A 25,004-nucleotide genomic window follows, 5' to 3' on the forward strand; every position below is an offset into this window, starting at 1 on the left:
CGCATGGAAACAGATTAAACGGCAATGCGATAAAAACATGCATTACCCAGATAGATTGAAATGTAGACCGGAAAAAGGATATAATGAATAGATGTATTTATGATAAGGACGTGAGCGTTTGGAATCACGGGAAAAAGAGCGAAATGTGAAGATCAAGCTTCAATCGTCAATCCGGCATCCTGGTCAAGACGAGGAAAAGCATGAATTGAATGCAACGGGATTGCTCATTGAAAAAGCCGGCAAACCCTATTTGAAATATGAAGAAGAACAAGGCGGAAAGCGGATTCAGACTATTGTCAGACTAGATTCCACAGATGCACTTATCATGCGCCGCGGCGCAGTCAACATGCGGCTGCCTTTCATTGAAGCGGGAGAACGATCGGGAACATACGGCAACGGACCGGCGGCGTTCGACCTAGTCGTCAAAACGGAAAAACTCGATTTCACGGAGCGAAAGGACAGATCCGGCGGTCGCTTCAATGTGAATTATGATCTGCATGCAGAAGGAGCGCTTCTCGGAACATACGAACTGACTATTACATACACGGAGGGAACAATATGAACGCGGTAGAACAGATTCAGCAAGAAGTGAAGTCAGCGTTGCGTCAAGCGGTAATTGACGCAGGCCTGGCAGAAGAAACGGCGATTCCGGATATAATGCTTGAAACACCTAATAACAAGGACAATGGCGATTATGCGACGAACATTGCGATGCAGCTGACGAAATTGGCGAAAAAGCCGCCGCGCGTCATTGCAGAAGCGATTCTTGAGAAATTGAATACAGAAGATACGGCAATTAAATCAATTGAAATTGCAGGACCCGGTTTCATCAATATCAAATTGAAAACCGATTATCTGGGCGACATTGTCAAGACAGTTCTAGAGCAAGGCGAGAACTATGGCCGTTCAAATTCCGGCAACAACCAAAAAGTCCAAGTTGAATTCGTTTCTGCCAATCCGACAGGCGACCTTCACCTAGGACATGCACGCGGGGCTTCACTCGGCGATTCCCTATGCAACGTCCTCGATTTTGCAGGATACGATGTCGCACGTGAATACTACATCAACGATGCGGGCAATCAAGTGCATAACCTTGCGAAGTCTGTCGAAGCGCGTTATTTCCAAGCGCTCGGTTTGGATAAAGAAATGCCTGAGGACGGCTATCAAGGGCAGGACATCATTACACTCGGGAAAATACTTGCGGACGAATTCGGCGATAAATACGTCAATGTTCCCGATGAAGAGCGTTATACATTCTTCCGTCAATACGGACTTGATTATGAATTAGAGAAGTTGAAGAAAGACCTTTCCGATTTCCGTGTTTCATTTGACGTCTGGTTCTCGGAAACTTCGTTGTATCAAAATGGGAAAATCGATGTCGCTCTTGATAAATTACGTGCAAATGGCCATGTCTTTGAAGAAGATGGCGCAACATGGTTCCGTTCTACGACATTCGGTGATGACAAAGACCGCGTTCTCATTAAAAACGACGGTACCTACACATATTTAACACCGGATATCGCGTACCATCAGGATAAATTGTCCCGCGGATTCAATAAGCTCATTAACATTTGGGGCGCAGATCACCACGGTTATATTCCGCGGATGAAAGCGGCAATCGAAGCGCTTGGCTACGACAAAGATACGCTCGAAGTCAGCGTTGCTCAAATGGTTCAGTTATATAAAGACGGAGAGAAATTCAAGATGAGCAAACGGACAGGAAAAGCTGTCACGTTGCGTGAACTTGTCGAAGAAGTTGGATTGGACGCAGTCCGCTATTTCTTCGCAATGCGTTCGGGCGACTCGCAAATGGACTTTGACCTTGACTTGGCGATTTCACAGTCCAATGAAAACCCTGTCTATTACGCACAATATGCGCACGCACGGATTTCCTCGATTTTACGTCAAGCCGAGGAAAGTGGACTATCCGCTTCTGTGGAAAACGTCTCTTTATTGCAAGCTGAAAAAGAATTGGAATTAATGAAGAAGATCGGTGACTTCCCGCAAGTCATCAGCGACTCAGCAAGAATACGTTCACCGCACCGTGTTGCAACGTACATCCAAGAACTTGCGGCCACTTTCCACAGCTTCTATAATGCGGAAAAAGTGCTGGACCCGGAAAACCGCAATTTGTCGGAAGCACGTCTTGCACTAATCACGATCACACGCACGACGATTGCCAACGCATTGAAACTGATTGGGGTTTCTGCACCGGAAAAAATGTAATACCGTTTTGATTGGCCGCTACACTTATGTGTGGCGGTTTTTTTCATGGGCGGGAAAATCCAGATTTGCCGGCGTATCGACAAGTACTGCTATCGACAGACAAAAATTTTGTAGTATACTGAATGTTGTACAAAAAATACATACCAAACATAAAGGTGCCCCGCTTTAAAGACGGGGTTAAAAGGGAAGCCGGTTCAATGCCGGCGCGGTCCCGCCACTGTAAGTGTGAGCAAGTCGCAATGAGTCACTGGGGAAATTCCGGGAAGACGCGACAAGCATTGAGCACAAGCCAGGAGACCTGCCTTTATGGATCACACGTACCCTACGAGGATAGGATTAGTGAAAATCGACGTCTCCGTGCGTCCGGATTTTTACTCAACTTATTCCTCTGTAGATATTGCGGGGGATTTTTATTTGGCGAAAAACAGGAGGAAACCAACATGAAGAAGATTTGGCAATTAGGGTTGACGGCTATCTTTGCAGTATTCCTGCTTGCGGCATGCGGAGGGGCTGCAACAGAAGACAAGCCGAAAGTGGACGCAACACCGAAAGAAGACGTAGTCAAAGCTGACTTCCCACTGACACTCACGGACGCAGTCGGCAATGAAATCACATTAGAAAAAGCACCGGCAACGATTGTCTCGATGATGCCGAGCAATACGGAAATTTTGTTTGAACTAGGTCTTGCTGATGAAGTTGTTGGCGTAAACGACTACGATGATTATCCGGCGGAAGTACTTGAAAAAGAGAAAATCGGCGGTATGGAATTCAACGTCGAGAAAATCGTTTCGATGGCCCCTGAAATCGTTTTTGCGCATGAATCAGGACTTGGAACGGGAGAAGAAGGGCTGCAACAGATCCGTGATGCAGGAATCCCAGTCTTTGTTGTGAAAAATGCAGCAAACTTTGATGAAACCTATACAACGATCGAAACAATCGGTAAAGCGACTGGTAAAACAGTGGAAGCAGAAAAGATCATTGCGGACATGAAAGCGAAAGTCGAAGAAGTATTAGCGAAAACAGCCAAAGTCGAGAATAAAAAGACGGTTTTCGTTGAAACATCACCCGCTCCGGAAATTTACACACCAGGTAAAAATACATTCATGGATCAAATGCTTGAAATGATTGGTGCAGAGAATATTGCTGCCGATCAAGAAGGCTGGTTCATGATAGATCCGGAAGAAATCGTCAACCGTAATCCAGATGTACTTATTGTTTTATATGACTACATCGAAACTGCTGTCGCAGATGTTTATGCACGACCCGGTTTTGACTCTATTACGGCTATTCAAGAAAAAGCTGTTGTTCAAGTAAAAGAGAACATCACTAGCCGGACAGGTCCGCGTCTTGCCGATGGGCTCGAAGAAATAGCGAAAGCCATTTACCCTGAGGTATTCAGTGAGTAAATCCAGCGTTGCCTACATCGTTTCTGCCGCCGCCCTCATTGTGGCGGTATGGCTCGGTGTGTCGATCGGGTCTGTGAAAATACCGATCAGTACGTTATGGAATGCCGGGGCGGATGCAACAGCCACCAACATATTATGGAAAATTCGCTTGCCGCGAGTCGTGCTTGCCGGACTTGTCGGCGCTTCGCTCGCGATTTCCGGAGCGGCTTTCCAGGGGCTGTTGAAAAACCCGCTTGCTGATCCCTACACCCTCGGAGTGTCATCCGGCGCCTCGGTCGGTGCTGTTATGACGCTCTTTTTTGGTATTTCCATTCCGTTTTTAGGCACATATACGCTCCCTATATTCAGTATGATCGGTGCTGCACTGACAATGTTCCTCGTTCTGGGATTCGCGCGTCTAGTTGACCGTGCGATGAAAATGGAAACAATCATTTTGACGGGGATCATTTTCGGTTCGTTTCTCGGCTCTGTCCTGTCACTGATGATTGCGCTGACAGGCGAGGAATTGCGGCAGATCATCGGCTGGCTTCTTGGCAGTGTGTCGATGAGGGGCTGGAACTATATTACAATGATCTTGCCATTCGTCGTCATCGGTTCACTTATGCTATGGCTGAACCGTCGTGAATTGAATGCGATGCTGTTCGGGGAAGAACGGGCGCATCATTTAGGCGTCAACGTCAAACGACGTAAATTCAGCATCTTGATCGGCGGTTCCATCCTAACAGGTTCTGCAGTTGCGGTATCCGGTACAATCGGCTTCGTCGGACTAGTTGTTCCGCATATGACGCGGCTTCTGTGGGGCTCGGATCATCGCCATCTCCTTACGTTATCGTTCATGAACGGTGCTACGTTGTTGATCATTTGCGATTTGATCGCACGGACGATCATTTCCCCGACTGAACTTCCGGTCGGTGTCATCACTGCATTTATCGGTGCGCCGGTATTCGCATTCATCTTCTATAAACAACGAAGGACAGGAGGAATGTAACGTGTTGAAAGTCGAAAACGTTTCCGGCGGATACGGCAAAGAGCCGGTCGTGAAGTCAGTGACATTCAATGTGAAGAAAGGCGAAGTACTCGGCATACTCGGTCCCAACGGAAGCGGTAAATCAACGCTGCTGAAAATCATTTCAGGCATCCTCCCGATGGAAACAGGCTCCGTCACAATCGACGGGCAGGATGCATCAAGCTATTCACAAAAAGAATTCGCCAAAAAAGTTGCAGTCCTGCCGCAACTGCATGCCCACGCATTTTCCCACTCCGTTCGTGAAACGGTGGAACTTGGCCGATATCCGCACCAATCAGGCCTGTTTTCTTCCTGGTCGAATGAAGACGAACGTGCTGTCACGGAAGCGATGAGCAATATGGCGATCACCCGATATGCCAAGAACTCGATTGAATTGCTTTCCGGAGGTGAACAGCAGCGCGTTTTCGTTGCGCAGGCACTCGCCCAGGAAGCACCGATATTATTGCTCGATGAACCGACAAATCATTTGGACATCGCCCACCAACAGCAATTGCTCGATACGATCCGCAAACAGGCAGTCGACAAAGGACTGACGGTCATTTCGGTGTTTCATGATATTAATCTAGCATCTTTATACTGTGATCGGCTTTTGCTGATGAATAAAGGACAAATCGCTAAGATCGGTGCGCCACAGGACGTTGTGAAAGAAGAAGCAATCCAAGCCGTCTATGGAGCACGCGTGAAATCGCAGCCGCATCCTGAATTGGCCAAGCCGCAAATTACGCTTCTGCCCGACTTGAAAGCGGAAATGAAACCTTTCAAGGTGAGAAAAGAAGATTTTTCCGTGTCGTCGCACTATGTGTCTCTGCAAACAGAAAGCCCTTTAAAAACGCTATCTTCTGCTGTTCACAATGCGGGAAGCGGTTGGTATCGGTCGTTCGTCAACCGGCATGTTGATGCGGATTACAATATCGATGATGTCAAAGCCGAAAATGCTTCTTATCTTGAACAGCAAGGCTTTCGACTGACGGATACAGTCGGCATGATGACCGCCGTCACAACAGAGCACGCTGAAGTCGAGGAATATGCAGGGGAGTTCGGAACTGTATTGATTGCAGTGACGGCGGGGGTCGGCAATGCTGTCGATGTGTCACAAGCGCTCCCGCGTGATCAAAAACCCCGTGTCGGTACGATCAATACATGGGTTATCGTCAATGGTCAACTGCCTGATGAAGCATTCATTCAAGCGATGATAACGGCAACGGAAGCGAAGACGAAAGCGCTTCAGACTGAATCGATAACAGATCCGCTGACGGGTACAATTGCGACAGGTACATCGACGGACAGCCTTCTTGTCGCTGCAACGCAACAAGGGGAATACCTTCCGTATGCCGGTCCAATCACGCCGCTCGGAAAATTGATTGGCCACGGGGTTTATGACTGCACAGTACGGGCAATCCGTGCATACAAAAAGGCGAAAGGATGGACGACTTGATCCCTGCACACTTCATAGCCATTGCCATCGGTTTCCTGCTCGACAGGATGATTGGAGATCCACCAAAATGGCCGCATCCTGTCCGCTGGATCGGGACGTTCATTTCAAAGTTGACAGCAGTATTGAATAAAGGACGGTTCCGCACGTTAAAAGGAGCGTTTACGCTTTTCATCACAGTCGGGATTGTTTTGGTCGTCGTTTTTGCCGTAGTGGTTTTCTCCTACCAATTTCACATTTTTGTAGGGGTTGCTGTGGAGGGGCTTCTTATCGCCATCGGACTAGCGCAAAAAAGTTTGCGCGAAGCGGCGCTTGACGTTTATCGCCCGCTTGCTGCGAAGGATTTACCGGAAGCACGAACTAAACTGTCCTGGATTGTCGGCCGCGATACGGAAAAACTGAAAGAAAGCGGCATCGTCCGTGGTGCGGTGGAAACCGTATCGGAAAATATTGCGGACGGCATTACGTCTCCATTATTTTGGGCATTTCTTCTGGGGGCACCCGGTCTATGGATGTATAAAGCGGTGAATACGCTCGATTCAATGATTGGCTACAAAGACGAACGTTATGAGAAATTCGGTACATTTTCTGCGAGGGCAGACGATATTTTGAATTTCATTCCAGCGCGTATTACTGGTTTCCTGGTCATTTTATATGCGCCGAATAAAGGCAAGATTTCCTTCAGGAAACGGTTCGCCGGATGGAGTAAAGACGCGAGGAACCATCCCAGTCCGAACAGCGGATTCCTGGAGGCAGCGACAGCATGGCAACTTGGCGTTACACTTGGCGGAACGAGTACATACCGGGGAGTTGCATCAAAACGGCCTGAACTCGGCCCGGGGAACGTCCCGCTGACAGCGATACATATTAAAGAAACGATTACACAAATGCATATTGCGGCGTTTATTTTTTGGTTAGTATTAACGGTGATTGGAGTGATGTTTTATGCAGTTGCCTGAACACGGCGCAAATCCGCGCAGCGTGTATGCGAGACTGGGTATGGAACCGCCTGCTCGGCTGCTGGATTTCAGTGAAAATGTAAATCCAGCGGGGCCTCCTGAATCAGTTGCGCAAATTTGGCCACAGTTGCTGGACAGGCTGAAGGCTTATCCGAATCCGGAAGGGGAGCCGTTTCTATCAGCGGCAGCCGATTACCACGGCATTTCGGTTGATTATTTATTCGCGGGGAACGGGGCGGCTGAACTGCTCGCACTTTTGGCAGAACGCTATCGTGGAAAGCGAGCGATAGTCGTGCACCCGACGTTTTCCGAATATGAAGCGACTTTAACGGCGAAAAGCGTCGAGATTGTACGGGTTCTTGCGTCGGAAGATAACGGGTTCAAGTTGCCGCTTGAAGCGATCCTCGACGGTATGGATTCGGCTTCCGTTGTGTATATCTGCACGCCGAACAATCCGACGGGAATATTGCCTGCGGCTGAGAATTTATTTGAAATTATTCGTTACGGCGCTGAAGTGGGGTGTGATGTTGTTTTGGATGAAGCCTTTATCGATTTCGTCGATGAGTCACTGTCCTTCATTCCGGAAATAATGAACAATCCACACCTTATTATCGTGCGCTCGATGACAAAAATGTACGCCATTCCGGGAATACGGCTAGGGTACGTTGCGGCAGATCCAACTGTCATAAAGGAAATAAAAGCACGCGCCCCGCATTGGAACGTTAACGGTTTAGCGGCACAAATCGGAGCGGTTTGTTTACAGGAAGAGTCATACCGTGAACAAGCGATACAACGAAGTAACTTGCAACGAGAAAAGATGACACAGTTTTTACTCGAGTATGGCTGCACGGTTACAGATTCGGTAACCAATTTCATTGCATTCACACTGGGACCCGGCCGTGATTCCGAAAAATTATACCGGGATATGCTTGCGCGTGGAATCGTCCTCCGCCATTCAGAAAACTTCCGAGGAATGGATGGCAGATGGCTGCGAATCGGCATGAAAAACCCAGCAGACATGGCCGTACTAAAAGAAGAGCTTCGTAAGTGGTTGGAGGAAAACCCTCTGGGTGACAGTCACCCAGTCAACTCCGACACTATTCAGATAATTCGTCCGGGGAAACTGACGTTTGTTAGTGGGGGTGTAAGGAGCGGGAAAAGTTCCTATGCGGAGAGATTGCTTGTGGATGAAACCGGTAAAAACGGGGGCCGGCTTGTTTATATCGCCTCCGGTACTGCAACGGATCCGGAAATGAAGTTGCGTATCGATTGGCATCGACAAGACCGTTCGAATCATAGTTGGACGACTGTTGAACAACCGGTGAAATTGGAGGAGGTTTTGCCTGCGATTCAGCCGGCGGATTATGTATTATGGGATTGTGTCACCACATGGCTGGCGAACGAGTTATACACAGGTTGGGAAACCGGGAAACCTTGTATCGGCCAATTAGGTTGTATGGAAAAGAAGGAAATGCAACTGTACGAAACAATCGACGCGATACTAGGGCAAGCCGCTCACCTCGTCATCGTTTCAAATGAAGTGCTTGATGAACTGCCGTCCGAATACGTGGAAACGGAAATTTACAGTATGTGGCTGGGGCGTATTCACCAAAAGTTAGTCGCACTAGCAGATACAGCGGTTGAAATGGATTACGGAATTCCGATTGTATGGAAAAGTGAACGTCAGGAGGTGACGCAATGAATGGGCTAATTGTGTTAGGAACGGCATCGGATTCTGGAAAAACGATGATTTGTACAGCGCTTTGCCGCATATTTTCCGATGAAGGTGTGCGTGTTACACCGTTCAAATCACAAAACATGTCTGGATTTTCCGCGACAACGGAAAACGGTGAAGAAATGAGTCGCGCGCAATTCATTCAAGCGGCGGCTGCCAGAACGATTCCTTCGATTTATATGAATCCCATTTTGCTGAAACCGATGGCGGACATGAAGTCGGAAGTCCTCTTTTTCGGGGAGAAGTTTGGCCCCGTAGCGGGAATGGCATATCGGGAGCAATTTTTCACGCACGGAATTGAAGCGATTCAAACGTCACTTGCCAAACTGGCAGAAACGTATGAAACGGTCATTATTGAAGGGGCGGGCAGCCCTGCGGAAGTGAATCTCAACGACCGGGAAATCGTCAATATGCGTGTTGCGGAAATTGCGGATGTGCCGGCTGTTTTAGTGGCAGATATTGATCGGGGCGGTGCCATTGCATCAATCGTTGGCACGCTCCAACTTTTACAGCCGGAGCATCGAAAACGTGTCAAAGCCATTATCATCAATAAATTCCACGGTGACGTTTCTTTATTCCGGGAGGGTGTTGAATTTATCGAAACCTATACGGGGATTCCGGTCGCGGGCGTTATTCCATTCAAAGTCGATCATGGCATTGAAGAGGAAGACATGGAGCGACCGATTATAGAAGCTCCCGCGGGAGTTGACGTTTATGATGCCTGGGCGACACATGTCAAAAAGCATCTCAACTGGCCACTTATGAAAGAGATTGTGTCACAATCCGGGGAAGTAAAATGAACGGCGTAATGCTCGCTATTCAATTTTTCACGGCAATCCCGATTCGAAAAGAACTACCACTTGGTCGAAAAGAAGTGACCGCAATGTATGTGGCGCTTCCTTTCGTCGGAGCGGCAATCGGGCTCGCGATGTACGGGGTATCGGAACTGCTATTGAACGTTTTGAATTTCGGAACGCTTATTGCCGCGGTGTTCATCGTTTTGACCGGGATCATTCTGACCGGGGGATTGCACCTTGATGGCTGGGCGGATACGGGTGATGCGTTCTTTTCGTACAAGGATCGCGAAAAACGGCTTGAAATTCTAGAAGATCCACGTCTTGGTGCATTTGGAACGATGGCACTCGTCCTCCTAATCATCGTAAAAATCGCTTTGTTCAATGAAATCCTGATGAATGGAACAGGAAGTATTGTAATATTCATCGCTATTCCATTCCTGGCAAGGGCCGCAATGAATGTGTATTTCACAAAGGTGGGTCTCGCAAAAGATAAAGGCATCGCACACTTTTTCAAAGAGAAGATTGCAGCCGGTACAGTGATCGGATGTTCGGTAATTGGCAGTGCAGTGATATTATTCGCGGTCGGATTGTTGTTGAAAAACGTTCTTCTCGCGGTTGGCATAGTAGCGGTGATCGTACTAGCACTAGTCATTTTTCGAAACTGGTCGTTGAAACATTTCGGCGGTGTCAGTGGGGATTTGTGCGGAGCATTCATTGAGGGAATGGAGGCGGTGCTATGGTTCACGGTTTTGTGCTTTATCTGATAAGGCACCTTCCGACTGCAGGCAATCAAGAACGGAAGTACATTGGCTGGACGGACGAACCGATTTTGAAATCGGAAGAATGGGATTGGAAATTGTGTGGGTGCCTGTCACCTTTACAATTCGTTTACGGAAGCGACCTTCTCCGTTCGAGACAAAGTGCAGCACTCTATTTCCCGAAAGCGACTTTTGAGGCGGATGCCGATTGGCGTGAATGCAATTTTGGCGGGTTTGAAGGGAAAACATATGCAGAACTTGAAAAGAATAAGGCGTATAGAAATTGGATTGACAATCCGTATGAGATTTCACCGCCTGGCGGAGAAAGTTTAAGGGATGTGGAAACGCGTGTACTTGCCGCGCTCAGGCGATTGCCTAATGAAGCGGTTGTCGTGACGCATGGCGGACCGATCCGTGCAATCCTGACGAAGTTATCATCCGAAGAAAAAGCGTTCTGGTCTTGGGACATCCCGCACGGCACGGGCTACCGACTTGAATGGGAAAGTGAAAAAGCATTCAAGGAGGGAAAACCATGCACGTTTTTATCGGCGGTGCCCACAACGGCAAGCGGGAATACGTTAGAAAGTGGCTGAAAGAGCAAGGCAAACACAACGTACAATGGATAGAAGGGAATTGTCTGGGTGGCAGTCACCTAGACAATTCAGACACTATTCAGACAACTGTTATAGCTGGGATTGAGAAGTGGCTAGCGGAGACGGATTTGTCGGAGGAAGCGGCGATTGAATATGTTATGAAATGCACTGCCAACCGTGATGTGGTATTTATTTTGACGGATATCGGACGTGGAATTGTGCCTGTAGATGCACAGCAACGGAACTTGCGCGATGTTTGCGGCCGACTTTACCAGCGGATGATGGCGGATGCGGATGAAGTGACACGGATTTGGTATGGCCTTGCAAAAACAATAAAGAAAAGGGGAGATTTTGAATGAAAATTTATACACGTACTGGGGATAAAGGGAAAACGAGTTTGATAGGCGGTCGCGTCGATAAAGATAGCCTTCGAGTAGAAGCATACGGCACGATGGACGAATTGAATTCATTCGTCGGAAAAGCGATGACCGAACTCGATACGGTCATATTCGCAGATATCCTCACAGACTTGGAAGCGATTCAAAACGAATTGTTCGATGGCGGGGGGGACCTTGCGAACGTCATGAAAGAACGTCATTATAAATTGTCCGAAGAACCGGTGGAAGTGCTTGAACAGCGCATTGATGTGTTGATGGAAGAAGCACCGCCGCTGGAGAAGTTCATTCTGCCAGGCGGAACACCTGCCGCCGCAACGCTTCATATTGCACGGACTATCGCGAGACGGGCAGAGCGGCAGACGGTCACACTTTTGAAGGCGGAAGAAGATGTACCGGCAGTGGTACAACGCTATTTGAACAGACTTTCCGACTATCTTTTCGTTGCAGCACGCATCGCGAATTCGCGGGTGAACGTACCGGATAACGAATATGTGAGAAGTGCAAAAGTATTCAGGACGGATAAGAAAAAGGAGGACTGACCGATGCAATTGAAACGGCTCACGTTGACAGCGCTGTTTGCCACACTCTGTGTCATCGGCGGGTTGATCAAAATCCCGTCAGGCATCGGTTCATTGGCGCTCGACACAGTGCCGGCGCTAATTTCGGCAGCGTTTCTTCCGCCTGTATTTTCGGGGATTGCCGCGATGCTTGGGCACACAGCCTCTGCAATGTACGCCGGTTTCCCTTTAGGGCCATTGCATGCGCTCATCGCACTTGAAATGTTCGCGATTATTATCGTCTTTGCCCGCCTGCACAAAGCGGGGCACAGTGAGATGAAGTGGATCTTTTTCATAGTAGCCAATGGTTTGCTAGCACCCTTACCATTCTATTTCCTAATATCACCGGCATTTTTCCTTGGCGCGGTTCCATTTCTATTGCTCGCGACAATCGTCAACGCGGTTGTTGCAGCAGTAGTCATGCCGTCATTGCAGCATGTAGCGGCTGGGCGCATGAGGCTACTACGATGAGTACTTCGATGAGGAATGCCATTGATATCGGCGGCGGTTACATCGTCACAACTGACAATTCAGGCGGCATCGGTGAAAAGCCACAGGATATTGTCACTGTGCCGGACCGCATAACCGCGTATTTTGCTACGCGTGTCGCACTGCTTGAACAATGGGCGGCGCATGCGGAACCTGTCGCGATCCTTATCCACAATTTCAGCGGCAGCGCCAGTTGGAAAAATTACGTGGCGGGTGTCACGGATTTATTCCACGAGTCGGGGCTAGAAGTTCCGTCAATCAGCGGAAGTTCAGAAACGAATATGGAACTTGTCCAGTCGGCGATGGCAGTGACGATGATAGGGAAAAAAATAGAGTCACCGACGGAAGAAAATAGTTCGTGGTTTACATACGGGTCGCCACTTGTTGGGGATGAAGTGCGAGACCGTGCAGAAGAAATTGCTTCTGTAGCTCTTATTCATGCAGCCAAGAAAAGTGGAATTATCCATCGTGTTTGGCCGGTTGGCTCACGTGGGATTTTGGAAGAAGTCCGTTTGATGGTTGGAAATGAAGAAGCAAGGGTCGAAAGCGTACTGGATACAGCAAAATCAGCCGGACCGTCAACCGTTGTGATTCTTGCGGTTCTTGAAACGCAGGTGGCTAAAGCCGAAGTATTATTCGGCGCATACTTGAATAAATTAACGATTATCACTTGAAACCTGCATCGGTATTGCAGGTTTTTCTTTTCGTAAACAATATGACCGACCATATCTTTCTATCGACCGACCATAACCACCGTCGAACCGACCATATCCGCAGCCGAACCGACCATATCCATCCCACCCCCTTGCAAACTTCTCTAATATCTCAAAACTATCTAAACTTTTAGTTGACTGAATGCTCATTCATAATTAAACTAGAAAATAGACATCGACATAATTCCAATTTTCGACTACACTATCTTTACTATTCAAACAATTTGGAAGGGGAGAATAAAATGGGGCCATTGCTCATTGCCAACTGGATTCTGTTTTTCGCAGTCGTGGCATATGCGCTTGCATTGTTCACATATTTGATTAAAACTCGGATTCAATTTATCAAACTGGGGAAGAAAGAAGAGTTTGATAATAATGTTTCGGAACGTCTCCGCAAAATATGGGTGTATGTGTTCGGACAAAAGAAGCTATTAAAAGACAAGAAAAGTGGAGCCATTCACGTTATGTTCTTCTACGGGTTTTTACTCGTGCAATTCGGGGCTATCGATCTTATTTGGAAAGGGCTTAAACCGGGATCACACTTACCATTTGGTCCGCTGTATCCTGCCTTTACATTCTTCCAAGAAATCGTCGCACTTACAATTCTCGTCGCGGTCGTTTGGGCATTCCACCGTCGCTATGTCGAGAAGCTTGTCCGTCTGAAACGCGGATGGAAATCGGGACTTGTTCTGATTTTCATCGGGGGGCTTATGGTTTCGACGTTACTGGCGAACGGAATGAACATGATTTGGCAGGGACATGCAGCATCTTGGTCTGAGCCGGTCGCTTCGGCAATCGCAACGATATTCAGTTTCATGCCATCGATTGCCGCCGCAACTGTATTTTTCGTCGCTTGGTGGATTCATCTGTTAATTTTACTGACGTTCCTTGTCTATGTGCCGCAATCGAAACATGCGCACTTGATTGCAGGGCCTGCCAATGTTTACTTCCACCGTCTTGACCATGCAGGGCGCCTGAAACCAATCGACTTCGAAGCATTGGAAAATGTGGAAGAAGGGGAAGAGATGCCGCCGCTTGGGGTAGGGAAAATCACCGACTTCACGCAGCTGCAAATGATCGACTTATACGCATGCGTCGAATGTGGGCGCTGTACGAATATGTGTCCAGCTACAGGGACCGGTAAAATGCTGTCCCCGATGGATTTGATCACGAAATTACGTGATAACCTGACCAATACAGGTGCACTTGTCACGAAGCAAAAACCATGGGTGCCAACTTTCGCTTTCAACAACACGAAAGGCAACCAGATCGCAATGGCTGCCGGACTTGAAGGCGCTACAATGGACGATATTTACAGCCCGTCCCTCATCGGTGATATCATCACGGAAGAGGAAATTTGGGCTTGTACAACATGCCGTAACTGTGAAGACCAATGCCCGGTTATGAATGAACATGTTGATAAAATCATCGACCTTCGCCGTTACCTTGTGATGACGGAAGGGAAAATGGATCCGGATGCACAGCGCGCGATGACAAACATCGAACGTCAAGGGAATCCATGGGGGCTGAATCGTAAAGAGAAAGAGAACTGGAGAGAGGCCCGTCCGGATCTTCATATTCCAACGGTGAAAGAACTGAAAAAAGCGGGCGAAGAATTCGAGTACCTATTCTGGGTCGGCTCGATGGGTTCATTCGACAACCGTTCACAAAAAATCGCATTGTCCTTTGTGCATCTCATGAATGAAGCGGGCGTCAAGTTCGCCATACTCGGCAATAAAGAGAAAAACTCCGGAGATACGCCGCGTCGACTAGGGAATGAGTTTTTATTCCAGGAGCTGGCTACAGCCAATATCGACGAATTTGAAAAAGCCGGTGTCACAAAACTCGTCACGATTGACCCGCACGCTTACAATATTTTTAAAAATGAATACCCGGATTTCGGATTTAAAGCGGAAGTGATCCATCATACGGAACTGCTTCACGAACTCGTTGTCCAAGGGAAGTTGAAACCGGAACATGCGATCAACGAAACGATCACATTCCACGATTCTTGTTACCTGGGCAGATACAACGATGTCTATGATCCGCCGCGTGAAATTCTCAAATCGATTCCAGGAGTTGAGCTTGTTGAAATGAAACGCAACCGCGAAGACGGCATGTGCTGTGGAGCGGGCGGAGGATTGATGTGGATGGAAGAAGATTCAGGCCACCGCATCAACGTCGCAAGAACAGAACAAGCGCTTGAAGTGAGTCCGGGAATCATTTCCTCCGGCTGTCCATACTGCTTGACGATGCTGTCTGACGGAACGAAAGCGAAAGAAGTGGAAGAAACCGTCGGGACTTACGATATCGCTGAATTGCTGGAGCGTTCGATTTTCGGTGAAGACTGGCAGCCTACCGAAGTGGAAGAGGAAGAATCGATTTTACAATAAGCCATTGCGGAACAATCAGTATTGTCGTACAATTAATAGAATTAGAACTTTGATTTACAAGCGAAATGAGGGAGTGGAAACACTCCTTTTTTCTTGACTACTAACCGAGCGAGCGTTCAGTCACTGGTGACAGTTACTATACGACTCACTAATGAAAGCGTTATCAATCAACGTAAAAGGGGCGATGGATATGAATAGAACGGTCATAGTAAATGGGGCACGCACACCATTTGCAAAACTGGGCGGAGCTTTAAAATCGATGACAGCAAGCGATCTTGGAGGCATTGCCATCAAAGACGCATTGAACCGTGCGGATGTGAAAGCGGAGGAAGTCGGCGAGGTCATTATCGGAACCGTGCTGCAAGCAGGTCAGGGGCAAATTCCTTCCAGACAGGCTGCAACGAAAGCGGGACTGCCATGGTCCGTGAAAACGGAAACCATCAACAAAGTATGTGCATCGGGAATGCGCAGCGTTACACTCGGCGACCAGCTGATCCGCTTAGGCGATGAAGAAGTGATTGTGGCAGGCGGCATGGAATCCATGTCCAACGCACCTTACTACGTACCGAAAGCACGATTCGGACTGAAAATGGGCGATGCAGAGCTGATTGACGGCATGATCTACGACGGGCTTTCCTGTTCATTCTCGCCCGACCGCGTCCATATGGGCACTTACGGTAACAATACGGCGGATGAATTTGCATTGACGCGTGAAGCGCAGGACGCATGGTCGTTGCGTAGCCACGAACGTGCACTGCAGGCGATCGACGCAGGGGTGTTTGCAGAAGAAATCGTTCCGGTCGAGATTCCGCAGCGAAAAGGCGATCCGATTTTATTCGACACGGATGAAGCACCTCGTCGCGGATCATCAACTGAATTACTAGCGAAATTGCGTCCGGCGTTCGGTAAGGACGGTACAATTACAGCCGGTAACGCACCGGGCGTTAACGACGGTGCATGTGCGCTTGTTTTGATGAATGAAGAACGTGCGTTACAAGAGGGGAAAACACCTTTAGCAGCAATAATCGGCCATGCGGAAGTCGCCATTCAACCGGAAAACTTCCCGCAGACACCCGGACTCGTCATTAATGCGTTATTGAAGAAGACTGGTAAGAGCCTTGAAGATATAAAGTTGTTTGAAATAAATGAAGCATTTGCAGCAGTGGCTCTCGCAAGTTCGCAGATCGCAGGGCTTGATCCTGAAAAAGTGAATGTCAACGGCGGTGCGGTTGCACTCGGGCATCCGATCGGAGCAAGCGGAACGCGCATTATTTTGACACTTGCGCACGAACTGAAACGCCGCGGAGGCGGCATCGGTATTGCAGCGATCTGTTCAGGCGGAGGCCAAGGTGACGCAATCATGATTGAAGTGGAAAAATCGGAATGAGTGGGAGGCGTTAATCGATGGAAATTAAAAAAATAATGGTCATTGGAGCAGGACAGATGGGCGGAGGCATTGCTCAAGTTTGTGCACAAGCCGGCTTCGACGTGAAACTGAATGATATTAAAGAGGAATCCTATGCAAAGGGACTTGCGGTCATTACGAAAAACCTTTCCCGCAACGTCGAAAAAGGGCGCATGACGGAAGATGAAAAATCCGCTGTCCTCGGTCGCATAACGAAATCACTCGATCTGCAAGATGCATCGGACGCTGATATTGTCATCGAAGCCGCCGTCGAAAATATGGACATCAAAAAATCCATTTTCGCGAAGCTGGATGAAATCGCGCCACAACACGCGATTCTCGCATCCAATACATCTTCTCTTCCAATCACTGAAATTGCGGCGGCAACAAAACGTCCTGAACAAGTGATCGGCATGCACTTCATGAACCCGGTTCCGGTCATGAAGCTTGTTGAAATCATCCGCGGCCTCGCAACGGCCGATGAAGTATACAAAGCGGTTGAAGAGATGACGGTGAAATTGTCGAAAACACCTGTTGAAGTGAATGACTTCCCAGGTTTCGTCGCAAACCGCATACTGATGCCGATGATCAACGAAGCGATTTACACGCTCTATGAAGGCGTCGCAACAGAAGAAGCGATTGATGAAGTGATGAAGCTCGGCATGAATCATCCGATGGGACCGCTACAATTAGCAGATTTCATCGGGCTAGATACATGCTTGTATATTATGGAAACGCTGCACGAAGGATTCGGCGATTCGAAATACCGCCCATGTCCACTGCTCCGGAAATATGTAAAAGCAGGATGGCTAGGAAAGAAATCGGGTCGAGGATTCTACGTTTACGAATAACTAACGCTTTCATTTAAAGGGGAAATCATGATGGATTTAACATTCACCGAAGAACAGCAGATGATGCGCGATATGGTACAAAACTTTGCAAAGACTGAAATCGAACCGTTCATTCCACGTATGGAAGCTGGGGAATTCCCGCGTGAAATCTTGAAGAAAATGGGCGGCCTCGGTTTGATGGGCATTACGGTTCCTGAAGAATACGGCGGCGCAGGCATGGATTTCGTTTCTTATATTAGCGCTATCCATGAACTCTCGAAAGTGAGTGCTGTTGTCGGCGTCATTCTTTCCGTTCATACATCGGTCGGTACAAATCCGATTATGTATTTCGGAAACGATGAGCAGAAAAGCCGTTATCTTCCGAAATTAGCGAGCGGCGAATACCTTGGCGCGTTCTGTCTTACGGAAGCCTCATCAGGCTCTGACGCAGGTTCGCTCAAAACACGTGCGCTGAAGAAAGAAGATCATTACGTCTTGAACGGCTCCAAAATGTTCATCACGAACGGCGGGGAAGCGGACGTCTACATCGTCTTCGCATCAACGGATTCATCGAAAGGTACATACGGCATTTCGGCGTTCATCGTCGATAAAGACACACCGGGTCTCGTTATCGGAAAAGATGAGCGGAAGATGGGTCTTCATGGTTCACGGACAGTCGAACTGTCGTTTGATCAAATGAAAGTACCTGCGGAAAATTTGCTCGGGGAAGAAAATGGCGGCTTCAAAATTGCGATGGCAAACCTTGACGTCGGTCGAATCGGCATCGCTGCCCAAGCGCTCGGTATCGCAGAAGCTGCACTTGAAGCGGCGACGGGTTATGCGAAAGAACGTGTCCAATTCGGCAAACCGATTGCCGCTCAGCAAGGCGTAGGATTCAAACTGGCGGATATGGCAACCGCAGTCGAAGCGGCAAGATTGCTCGTCTACCGCGCTGCACAACTGCGTGCGGAAGGATTACCATGTGGAAAAGAAGCATCGATGGCCAAGCTGTTCGCTTCAAAAGCGGCGGTAGAAGGATCGATTGACGCGGTCCAAGTGTTCGGTGGCTACGGCTATACGGAAGATTATCCGGTAGAGCGTTATTTCCGCGACGCAAAAGTGACCGAAATCTACGAAGGCACCAGCGAAATCCAGCGCATCGTCATTTCAAAACATTTGCTGAAGTAACGCGCGGGTGACGGTGGAGTGGCGCAATTGTATGGGTGACAGTCACCAATACAACTTCAAAACAAACATGAAAGTTCAAACAAACATGTTAGTTCGAAAAAACGTGAAAGTGCGGGTGCCTGTCACCCATAAAATAGAGAAGGTGGGAAATCCGATGAACTTTAAACTATCTGAAGAACATGAAATGATTCGCAAAATGGTACGCGACTTTGCAGAAAACGAAGTCGCGCCGACTGCTGAAGAACGTGATGAAGAAGAGCGTTTCGATATGGATATCTTCAAGAAGATGGCGGAACTCGGCCTGACAGGTATCCCTTGGCCGGAAGAGTACGGCGGCATCGGCAGTGACTTCCTGGCATATTGTATCGCTGTGGAGGAGTTGTCACGCGTCTGTGCGTCAACGGGCGTCACGCTTTCTGCACATACATCGCTTGCAGGCTGGCCGGTATTCAAATATGGAACGGAAGAACAGAAACAGCAATACCTTCGTCCGATGGCGGAAGGAACGAAAATAGGTGCATACGGACTGACAGAGCCTAGTTCCGGTTCTGATGCAGGCGGCATGCGCACATCGGCTAAGTTGGACGGGGACGACTACATCTTGAACGGTTCCAAGATTTTCATCACAAACGGCGGAATTGCTGATATTTACATCGTCTTCGCAGTCACTGATCCGGAATCAAAACATAAAGGCACAAGCGCGTTCATCGTGGAAAAAGACTTCCCGGGCTTCTCTGTTGGTAAAAAAGAGCGCAAACTCGGCATTCGTTCATCACCGACAACTGAAATCATGTTCGACAACTGCCGCGTACCGAAAGAAAATCTACTCGGTGAAGAGGGGCAAGGCTTCATCATCGCAATGAAAACTCTCGACGGCGGGCGTAACGGAATCGCGGCGCAAGCAGTCGGAATTGCGCAAGGTGCACTTGATGCCTCTGTCGACTATGCAAAAGAACGCGTTCAATTCGGCAAGCCGATTGCAGCTAACCAAGGCATCGGATTCAAATTGGCGGATATGGCGACAGCGACGGAAGCTTCAAGATTGTTGACATACCAAGCGGCGTGGCTTGAGTCGAATAACTTACCATACGGCCAAGCGTCTGCAATGGCGAAACTGATGGCTGGAGATACAGCGATGAGAGTAACGACGGATGCCGTTCAAGTTTTCGGCGGCTACGGTTATACAAAAGACTATCCGGTTGAGCGTTACATGCGTGATGCGAAAATTACGCAGATTTACGAAGGAACGCAGGAAATCCAACGTCTCGTCATCTCCCGCATGCTGACAAAATAAGCTCGGAGGTGAAGGATAGTGGCAAAACGAGAAGTGAAATCTTCCGTCAAAGATGAGAGCCTGATTGAAAAAAGGCGTGAACAGATGATCCGCGGCGCGGTGAAACTATTCAAAGAGAAGGGGTTCCATCGTGCAACAACCCGTGAAATTGCAAAAGCGGCGGGGTTCAGCATCGGAACGCTTTATGAATACATCCGCACGAAGGAAGATGTGCTCTATCTCGTCTGCGATAGCATTTATAACGAAGTGCACGACCGTCTTTCCGCCCTGCCTATCCAGGAAGGGACGGTTGACGGGCTGCAAGTGGCCATTAGTCAGTATTATCATTTGATAGACGATATGTCGGATGAATTCGTCGTCATGTACCAAGAAACGAAATCGTTGCCGAAAGATGCATTGCAATACGTCTTAACGAAAGAGATGGAAATGGTCTCTTTGTTCGAAAAACTTCTACAGGCCTGTGCAAATTCGGGGGAACTGCGCATTGACGGGGAAGAGGTTGGAATTGCAGCTCATCATATCGTCGTTCAAGGACAGATGTGGGCATTTCGGAGATGGGCATTGCATAAAAACTATTCGATAGAAGATTATATCCGCGTTCAGACGGATCAGCTTTTCAAGGGGTTAATCGGGGGACAGGTTCAAAAAGTGCAATCTTAATTGTCAAACGTTCAAAAGTGCAGAAGGGGTGTTCTATATATGGAAACAGTTGAGATCTACAAACCGAAGCACCATATCCGTTTCGTCACGGCGTCGAGTCTTTTCGACGGCCATGACGCATCCATCAATATCATGCGACGCATTTTGCAGTCAAGCGGAGCGGAAGTTATCCACTTGGGTCACAACCGTTCTGTCGAAGAAGTGGTCAATGCAGCGATCCAGGAGGATGTCCAGGCAATCGCGATGTCATCGTACCAAGGCGGACACGTCGAATACTTCAAATATATGTACGACCTTCTTCAGGAAAAAGGGGCTCCGCACATCCGCATTTACGCGGGCGGCGGTGGAGTGATAATCCCGAAGGAAATCAACGAGCTACATGACTATGGCATCACTTGGATTTTTTCACCGGAAGACGGCCGTAAGATGGGCCTTCAAGGGATGATCAACCGGATGCTCGAACAATGCGATTTTCTTACGGAAACTGCTAATGAAATGGAAAATCTCGAAAAAATGAGCGTTGATCAGCCGGAAGTGCTAGCTAATTTAATTACCTATGTGGAAGAAATGAACGGCAAAAACGATGCGCAAGCAACCGCAGTCGTTGAAAAGGCGCGCACACTTTCTAAAAATACGCCGATTCTTGGAATAACAGGAACCGGAGGAGCAGGAAAAAGTTCGCTTACTGACGAATTAATCCGCCGCTTCCTCCACGAACTGCCTGAAAAAAGAGTCGCAATTCTATCCATCGACCCGACAAAACAAAAAACGGGCGGGGCATTACTTGGTGACCGTATTCGCATGAACGCCATCTTCAACAAACGGGTTTTCATGAGAAGTCTGGCGACGCGCGGCTCACGTTCAGAACTGTCCGGAGCCATTAAAGACGTGCTTGACATCGTGAAAGCGGCAGGTTTCGACCTCATCGTTATAGAAACAAGCGGAATCGGGCAAGGGGACGCTGAAATTACCGAAGTATCCGATGCTTCCATGTATGTCATGACAAGTGAATTCGGTGCGCCGACACAACTTGAAAAGATTGACATGATTGATTTCGCAGACTTGATCGTTATCAATAAATTCGAGCGTAAAGGCTCTGAAGACGCATTACGCCAAGTGCAGAAGCAGTATCAGCGTAGCCATCTCCTTTGGAACCAGGAGCTCGATAAAATGCCGGTCTATGGCACAATCGCCAGCCAGTTCAACGACAAGGGGACGAACTCACTTTTCGCAGCACTCGTGTCCGTGTTGAATGAAAAATGCGGCCTCGACTGGGAAACCTCATATGGCCAGTTCGTCAAAACACAGAAACAGAACGTCATCATCCCGAACGACCGTCAGCAATATTTGCGTGAAATCTCGGATACGGTCCGCGGTTATCACAAAAAATCCGATGTGCAGGAAAAGCTTGCACGTAAACTGTTCCAGCTCGAAGGGGCTATTCAGACGGTCAACGAACAAGCGCCGGACGATGCGCTCGTCACTTCGCTGCAGTCTCTTGCGGATGGCGTCAAGGAAGAATTGACCGCGGAATCAAAACGGATACTAGCAAACTGGGAAAAGTTGAAAGAAGCCTATGCGGGTGATGAGTTCATCACAAAAGTCCGAGATAAGGAACTGCGCACGGCATTGACGACAACAAGTCTATCCGGATTGAAAATCCCGAAAGTTGTGTTGCCGAAATTCAAGGATTACGGGGAGATTCTTCGTTGGGTTTATAAAGAGAATGTACCAGGTTCGTATCCCTATACTGCAGGCGTATTCCCGTTCAAACGCGAAGGGGAAGATCCGAAACGGCAATTCGCAGGAGAAGGAACGCCGGAACGGACGAACCGCCGCTTCCACTATTTATCGAAAGATGACGATGCAAAGCGGTTATCGACTGCATTCGACTCTGTAACCTTATACGGGGAAGACCCGGATGAACGTCCGGATATCTTCGGGAAAGTCGGGGAATCAGGCGTCAGCATCTGTACGCTTGATGATATGAAAAAGCTTTATGAAGGATTCGACCTATGCGCACCGGCGACATCCGTTTCGATGACAATCAACGGTCCGGCCCCGATCATCCTAGCGATGTTCATGAATACGGCAATCGATCAGCAAGTTCGTATCAATGAAGAAAAACTGGGACGTCCGCTGACAGTTGAAGAATTCATTGCAGTCAAAGAAGGAACGCTTCAATCCGTCCGCGGAACAGTACAAGCGGATATTCTGAAAGAAGACCAAGGGCAGAACACATGCATCTTTTCGACAGAATTTGCACTGCGCATGATGGGGGACATCCAGCAGTACTTCATCGACCAAAAAGTGCGTAATTACTATTCCGTTTCGATTTCGGGTTATCATATCGCAGAAGCGGGCGCGAATCCGATTTCACAACTGGCATTCACACTATCGAATGGCTTCACGTATGTTGAATATTACTTGAGCCGCGGAATGAATATTGACGATTTCGCTCCGAACTTGTCGTTCTTCTTCTCGAACGGTCTCGATCCGGAATATACGGTTATCGGTCGCGTCGCCCGCCGCATTTGGGCAGTTGCGATGCGCGAGAAATACGGCGCGAACGAGCGGAGCCAGAAATTGAAGTACCATGTCCAAACGTCCGGCCGCAGTTTGCATGCGCAGGAAATCGATTTCAACGATATCCGCACGACGTTGCAAGCGCTTATGGCATTGCAGGATAACTGTAACTCACTCCATACGAACGCTTACGACGAAGCGATTACAACGCCGACGGAAGAATCGGTCCGCCGCGCGATGGCGATCCAGATGATCATTACAAATGAACACGGTCTGTCGAAAAATGAAAACCCGCTCCAAGGCGCATTTATCGTCGAAGAATTGACGGATCTCGTCGAAGAAATGGTTTTACAGGAGTTCGAAAGCCTGAATGACCGTGGCGGCGTGCTCGGTTCGATGGAAACACAATACCAGCGCGGCAAAATCCAGGAAGAATCCATGCATTATGAAATGAAAAAGCACTCGGGCGAGCTGCCGATCATCGGCGTCAACACCTACTTGAACCCGAACCCGCCATCTTCCGAAGACGTCGACAACATGGAAATCGCACGTGCGACGACAAAAGAGAAAGAAACACAAATCATCAACCTGCGCGCATTCAAAAGCTCGCATGCCGATGAAACCGAAACAGCCCTGCAGCAATTGAAACAAGTAGCAGTTTCCGGCGGCAACATCTTCGAACAACTGATGGAAACCGTAAAAGTAGCAAGCCTCGGTCAAATCACTAACGCGTTATACGAAGTGGGCGGGCAGTACCGCAGAAACATGTAAGTAAGGAACGCAGCCAAAGACCGCCGCGTCGTACGGCAAAGGTTGCATGACCCACATCCTATGGGCCCATGCGGAGGCGGCCGTTAAGGCGCGACAGGCATAAGACGGACCGATGGAGCGGCGTTTTTCCGCATAGTCGGGCAGACTTAGCACCCGAGCGTCTGGCTACCGTAGCTGGACAATGAGAAAAGTGGCTAGATACCGAAAAACCGTATTAAAGATACCAAAATCCGTGCAAACTTCGGTTTAGCACGGATTTTTATATCCTTTTACCTAGCGATAGTTGTCAGTAAATTAGTTGAAGTATTGAAAACGGTATACAACATTCAAGGGAGGCCTCCCCAAGCGCCGAAGCATGTATGATGGGAAATCCTTACTTCAATCTCTACTAACGGGACTTTTCCAGTATCTCCAAAATCCCGAACATCCCCAAGAAAAACCAGCGCAGGCGCCTTACAGGGGTAGCCGGAGCCGTAAGACTGACGACGAAGTTGTCCGGCTAATGGCGGGAGGCATCCCCAAGCGCCGAAGCGTGTATGATGGGAAATCCCTAATCCAATCTATACTAACGGACTTTTCCAGTATCTCCAAAATCCCGAACATCCCCAAGAAAAACCAGCGCAGGCGCCTTCATGTGGTAGCCGAAGCGAAAAGACGAGCAGTGTTCTTCTGCCCGGCTTATCGCGGGAGGCATCCACAAGCGCCGGAGCGTGTAAGATGGAGAATCCTTAATCCAATCTATACTAACGGGCTTTTCCAGTATCTCCAAAATCCCGAACATCCCCAAGAAAAACCAGCGCAGGCGCCTTCATGTGGTAGCCGAAGCGAAAAGACGAGCAGTGTTCTT

The 25,004-nt window shown here is 48.5% G+C and carries 21 protein-coding genes and 1 riboswitch; all 21 genes read left to right on the plus strand.

The window, feature by feature from the left end:
- The first annotated feature begins 118 nt into the window (after positions 1–118).
- The 21 genes from HDC33_RS01310 (at position 119) to icmF (ending at position 24,157) form a co-directional block, all read left to right on the plus strand.
- Positions 119–562, plus strand: coding sequence for a YwiB family protein (locus HDC33_RS01310; protein WP_179390737.1), 444 nt, complete (start codon positions 119–121; stop codon positions 560–562).
- Positions 559–2,226: an arginine--tRNA ligase gene (argS, locus tag HDC33_RS01315; RefSeq protein ID WP_179390738.1), complete on the plus strand. Its 1,668-nt coding sequence runs from the start codon at positions 559–561 to the stop codon at positions 2,224–2,226. Before HDC33_RS01310 ends, argS begins: the two co-directional genes overlap by 4 nt.
- A 136-nt stretch (positions 2,227–2,362) precedes the next feature.
- A riboswitch (cobalamin riboswitch) is annotated at positions 2,363–2,546 on the plus strand.
- A 120-nt stretch (positions 2,547–2,666) separates the two neighbouring features.
- Positions 2,667–3,632 (plus strand): ABC transporter substrate-binding protein, encoded by a 966-nt coding sequence (locus HDC33_RS01320; RefSeq protein WP_179390739.1) that lies wholly within the window; start codon positions 2,667–2,669, stop codon positions 3,630–3,632.
- On the plus strand, positions 3,625–4,620 hold the full coding sequence (locus HDC33_RS01325) for a FecCD family ABC transporter permease (RefSeq protein WP_179390740.1): 996 nt from the start codon (positions 3,625–3,627) through the stop codon (positions 4,618–4,620). Before HDC33_RS01320 ends, HDC33_RS01325 begins: the two co-directional genes overlap by 8 nt.
- Position 4,621: 1 nt before the next feature.
- Positions 4,622–6,094, plus strand: a complete 1,473-nt coding sequence (locus tag HDC33_RS01330) for a heme ABC transporter ATP-binding protein (RefSeq protein ID WP_179390741.1) — start codon at positions 4,622–4,624, stop codon at positions 6,092–6,094.
- Entirely contained in the window at positions 6,082–7,050 is a 969-nt protein-coding gene (gene cbiB, locus HDC33_RS01335) for an adenosylcobinamide-phosphate synthase CbiB (protein WP_218843142.1), read from the plus strand. Before HDC33_RS01330 ends, cbiB begins: the two co-directional genes overlap by 13 nt.
- Positions 7,037–8,752, plus strand: a complete 1,716-nt coding sequence (locus HDC33_RS16430; protein WP_255457265.1) for a bifunctional adenosylcobinamide kinase/adenosylcobinamide-phosphate guanylyltransferase — start codon at positions 7,037–7,039, stop codon at positions 8,750–8,752. Before cbiB ends, HDC33_RS16430 begins: the two co-directional genes overlap by 14 nt.
- Complete coding sequence (locus HDC33_RS01350) at positions 8,749–9,585, plus strand: cobyric acid synthase (RefSeq protein WP_179390742.1); 837 nt, start codon at positions 8,749–8,751, stop codon at positions 9,583–9,585. The genes HDC33_RS16430 and HDC33_RS01350 overlap by 4 nt, the downstream gene beginning before the upstream one ends.
- The gene (gene cobS, locus HDC33_RS01355; RefSeq protein WP_179390743.1) at positions 9,582–10,346 is read left to right on the plus strand and encodes an adenosylcobinamide-GDP ribazoletransferase; all 765 of its coding nucleotides are present in this window, start codon (positions 9,582–9,584) and stop codon (positions 10,344–10,346) included. Before HDC33_RS01350 ends, cobS begins: the two co-directional genes overlap by 4 nt.
- Positions 10,319–10,933, plus strand: a complete 615-nt coding sequence (locus HDC33_RS01360) for a histidine phosphatase family protein (RefSeq protein WP_179390744.1) — start codon at positions 10,319–10,321, stop codon at positions 10,931–10,933. The genes cobS and HDC33_RS01360 overlap by 28 nt, the downstream gene beginning before the upstream one ends.
- On the plus strand, positions 10,873–11,292 hold the full coding sequence (locus HDC33_RS01365) for a bifunctional adenosylcobinamide kinase/adenosylcobinamide-phosphate guanylyltransferase (protein WP_179390745.1): 420 nt from the start codon (positions 10,873–10,875) through the stop codon (positions 11,290–11,292). Before HDC33_RS01360 ends, HDC33_RS01365 begins: the two co-directional genes overlap by 61 nt.
- Complete coding sequence (locus HDC33_RS01370; RefSeq protein WP_179390746.1) at positions 11,289–11,870, plus strand: cob(I)yrinic acid a,c-diamide adenosyltransferase; 582 nt, start codon at positions 11,289–11,291, stop codon at positions 11,868–11,870. The genes HDC33_RS01365 and HDC33_RS01370 overlap by 4 nt, the downstream gene beginning before the upstream one ends.
- Before the next feature lie 3 nt (positions 11,871–11,873).
- Positions 11,874–12,359 (plus strand): ECF transporter S component, encoded by a 486-nt coding sequence (locus HDC33_RS01375; RefSeq protein ID WP_179390747.1) that lies wholly within the window; start codon positions 11,874–11,876, stop codon positions 12,357–12,359.
- A complete protein-coding gene (locus HDC33_RS01380; RefSeq protein WP_179390748.1) occupies positions 12,356–13,051 on the plus strand; it encodes a hypothetical protein in 696 nt (231 codons plus the stop codon). Before HDC33_RS01375 ends, HDC33_RS01380 begins: the two co-directional genes overlap by 4 nt.
- A 281-nt stretch (positions 13,052–13,332) precedes the next feature.
- Positions 13,333–15,483, plus strand: coding sequence for a (Fe-S)-binding protein (locus HDC33_RS01385; RefSeq protein ID WP_179390749.1), 2,151 nt, complete (start codon positions 13,333–13,335; stop codon positions 15,481–15,483).
- A gap of 190 nt (positions 15,484–15,673) precedes the next feature.
- Complete coding sequence (locus HDC33_RS01390) at positions 15,674–16,870, plus strand: acetyl-CoA C-acetyltransferase (protein ID WP_179390750.1); 1,197 nt, start codon at positions 15,674–15,676, stop codon at positions 16,868–16,870.
- 17 nt (positions 16,871–16,887) lie between these two features.
- Entirely contained in the window at positions 16,888–17,739 is an 852-nt protein-coding gene (locus HDC33_RS01395) for a 3-hydroxybutyryl-CoA dehydrogenase (RefSeq protein ID WP_179390751.1), read from the plus strand.
- 30 nt (positions 17,740–17,769) lie between these two features.
- On the plus strand, positions 17,770–18,906 hold the full coding sequence (locus HDC33_RS01400) for an acyl-CoA dehydrogenase (protein WP_179390752.1): 1,137 nt from the start codon (positions 17,770–17,772) through the stop codon (positions 18,904–18,906).
- Between the two features lie 154 nt (positions 18,907–19,060).
- Positions 19,061–20,200, plus strand: a complete 1,140-nt coding sequence (locus tag HDC33_RS01405) for an acyl-CoA dehydrogenase (protein WP_179390753.1) — start codon at positions 19,061–19,063, stop codon at positions 20,198–20,200.
- A gap of 15 nt (positions 20,201–20,215) precedes the next feature.
- Positions 20,216–20,860, plus strand: a complete 645-nt coding sequence (locus HDC33_RS01410; RefSeq protein ID WP_179392572.1) for a TetR/AcrR family transcriptional regulator — start codon at positions 20,216–20,218, stop codon at positions 20,858–20,860.
- Between the two features lie 39 nt (positions 20,861–20,899).
- Entirely contained in the window at positions 20,900–24,157 is a 3,258-nt protein-coding gene (gene icmF, locus HDC33_RS01415; protein ID WP_179390754.1) for a fused isobutyryl-CoA mutase/GTPase IcmF, read from the plus strand.
- Positions 24,158–25,004: the final 847 nt, after the last annotated feature.

It is taken from the genome of Sporosarcina sp. JAI121, from assembly GCF_013408665.1.
Lineage (GTDB): Bacteria > Bacillota > Bacilli > Bacillales_A > Planococcaceae > Sporosarcina.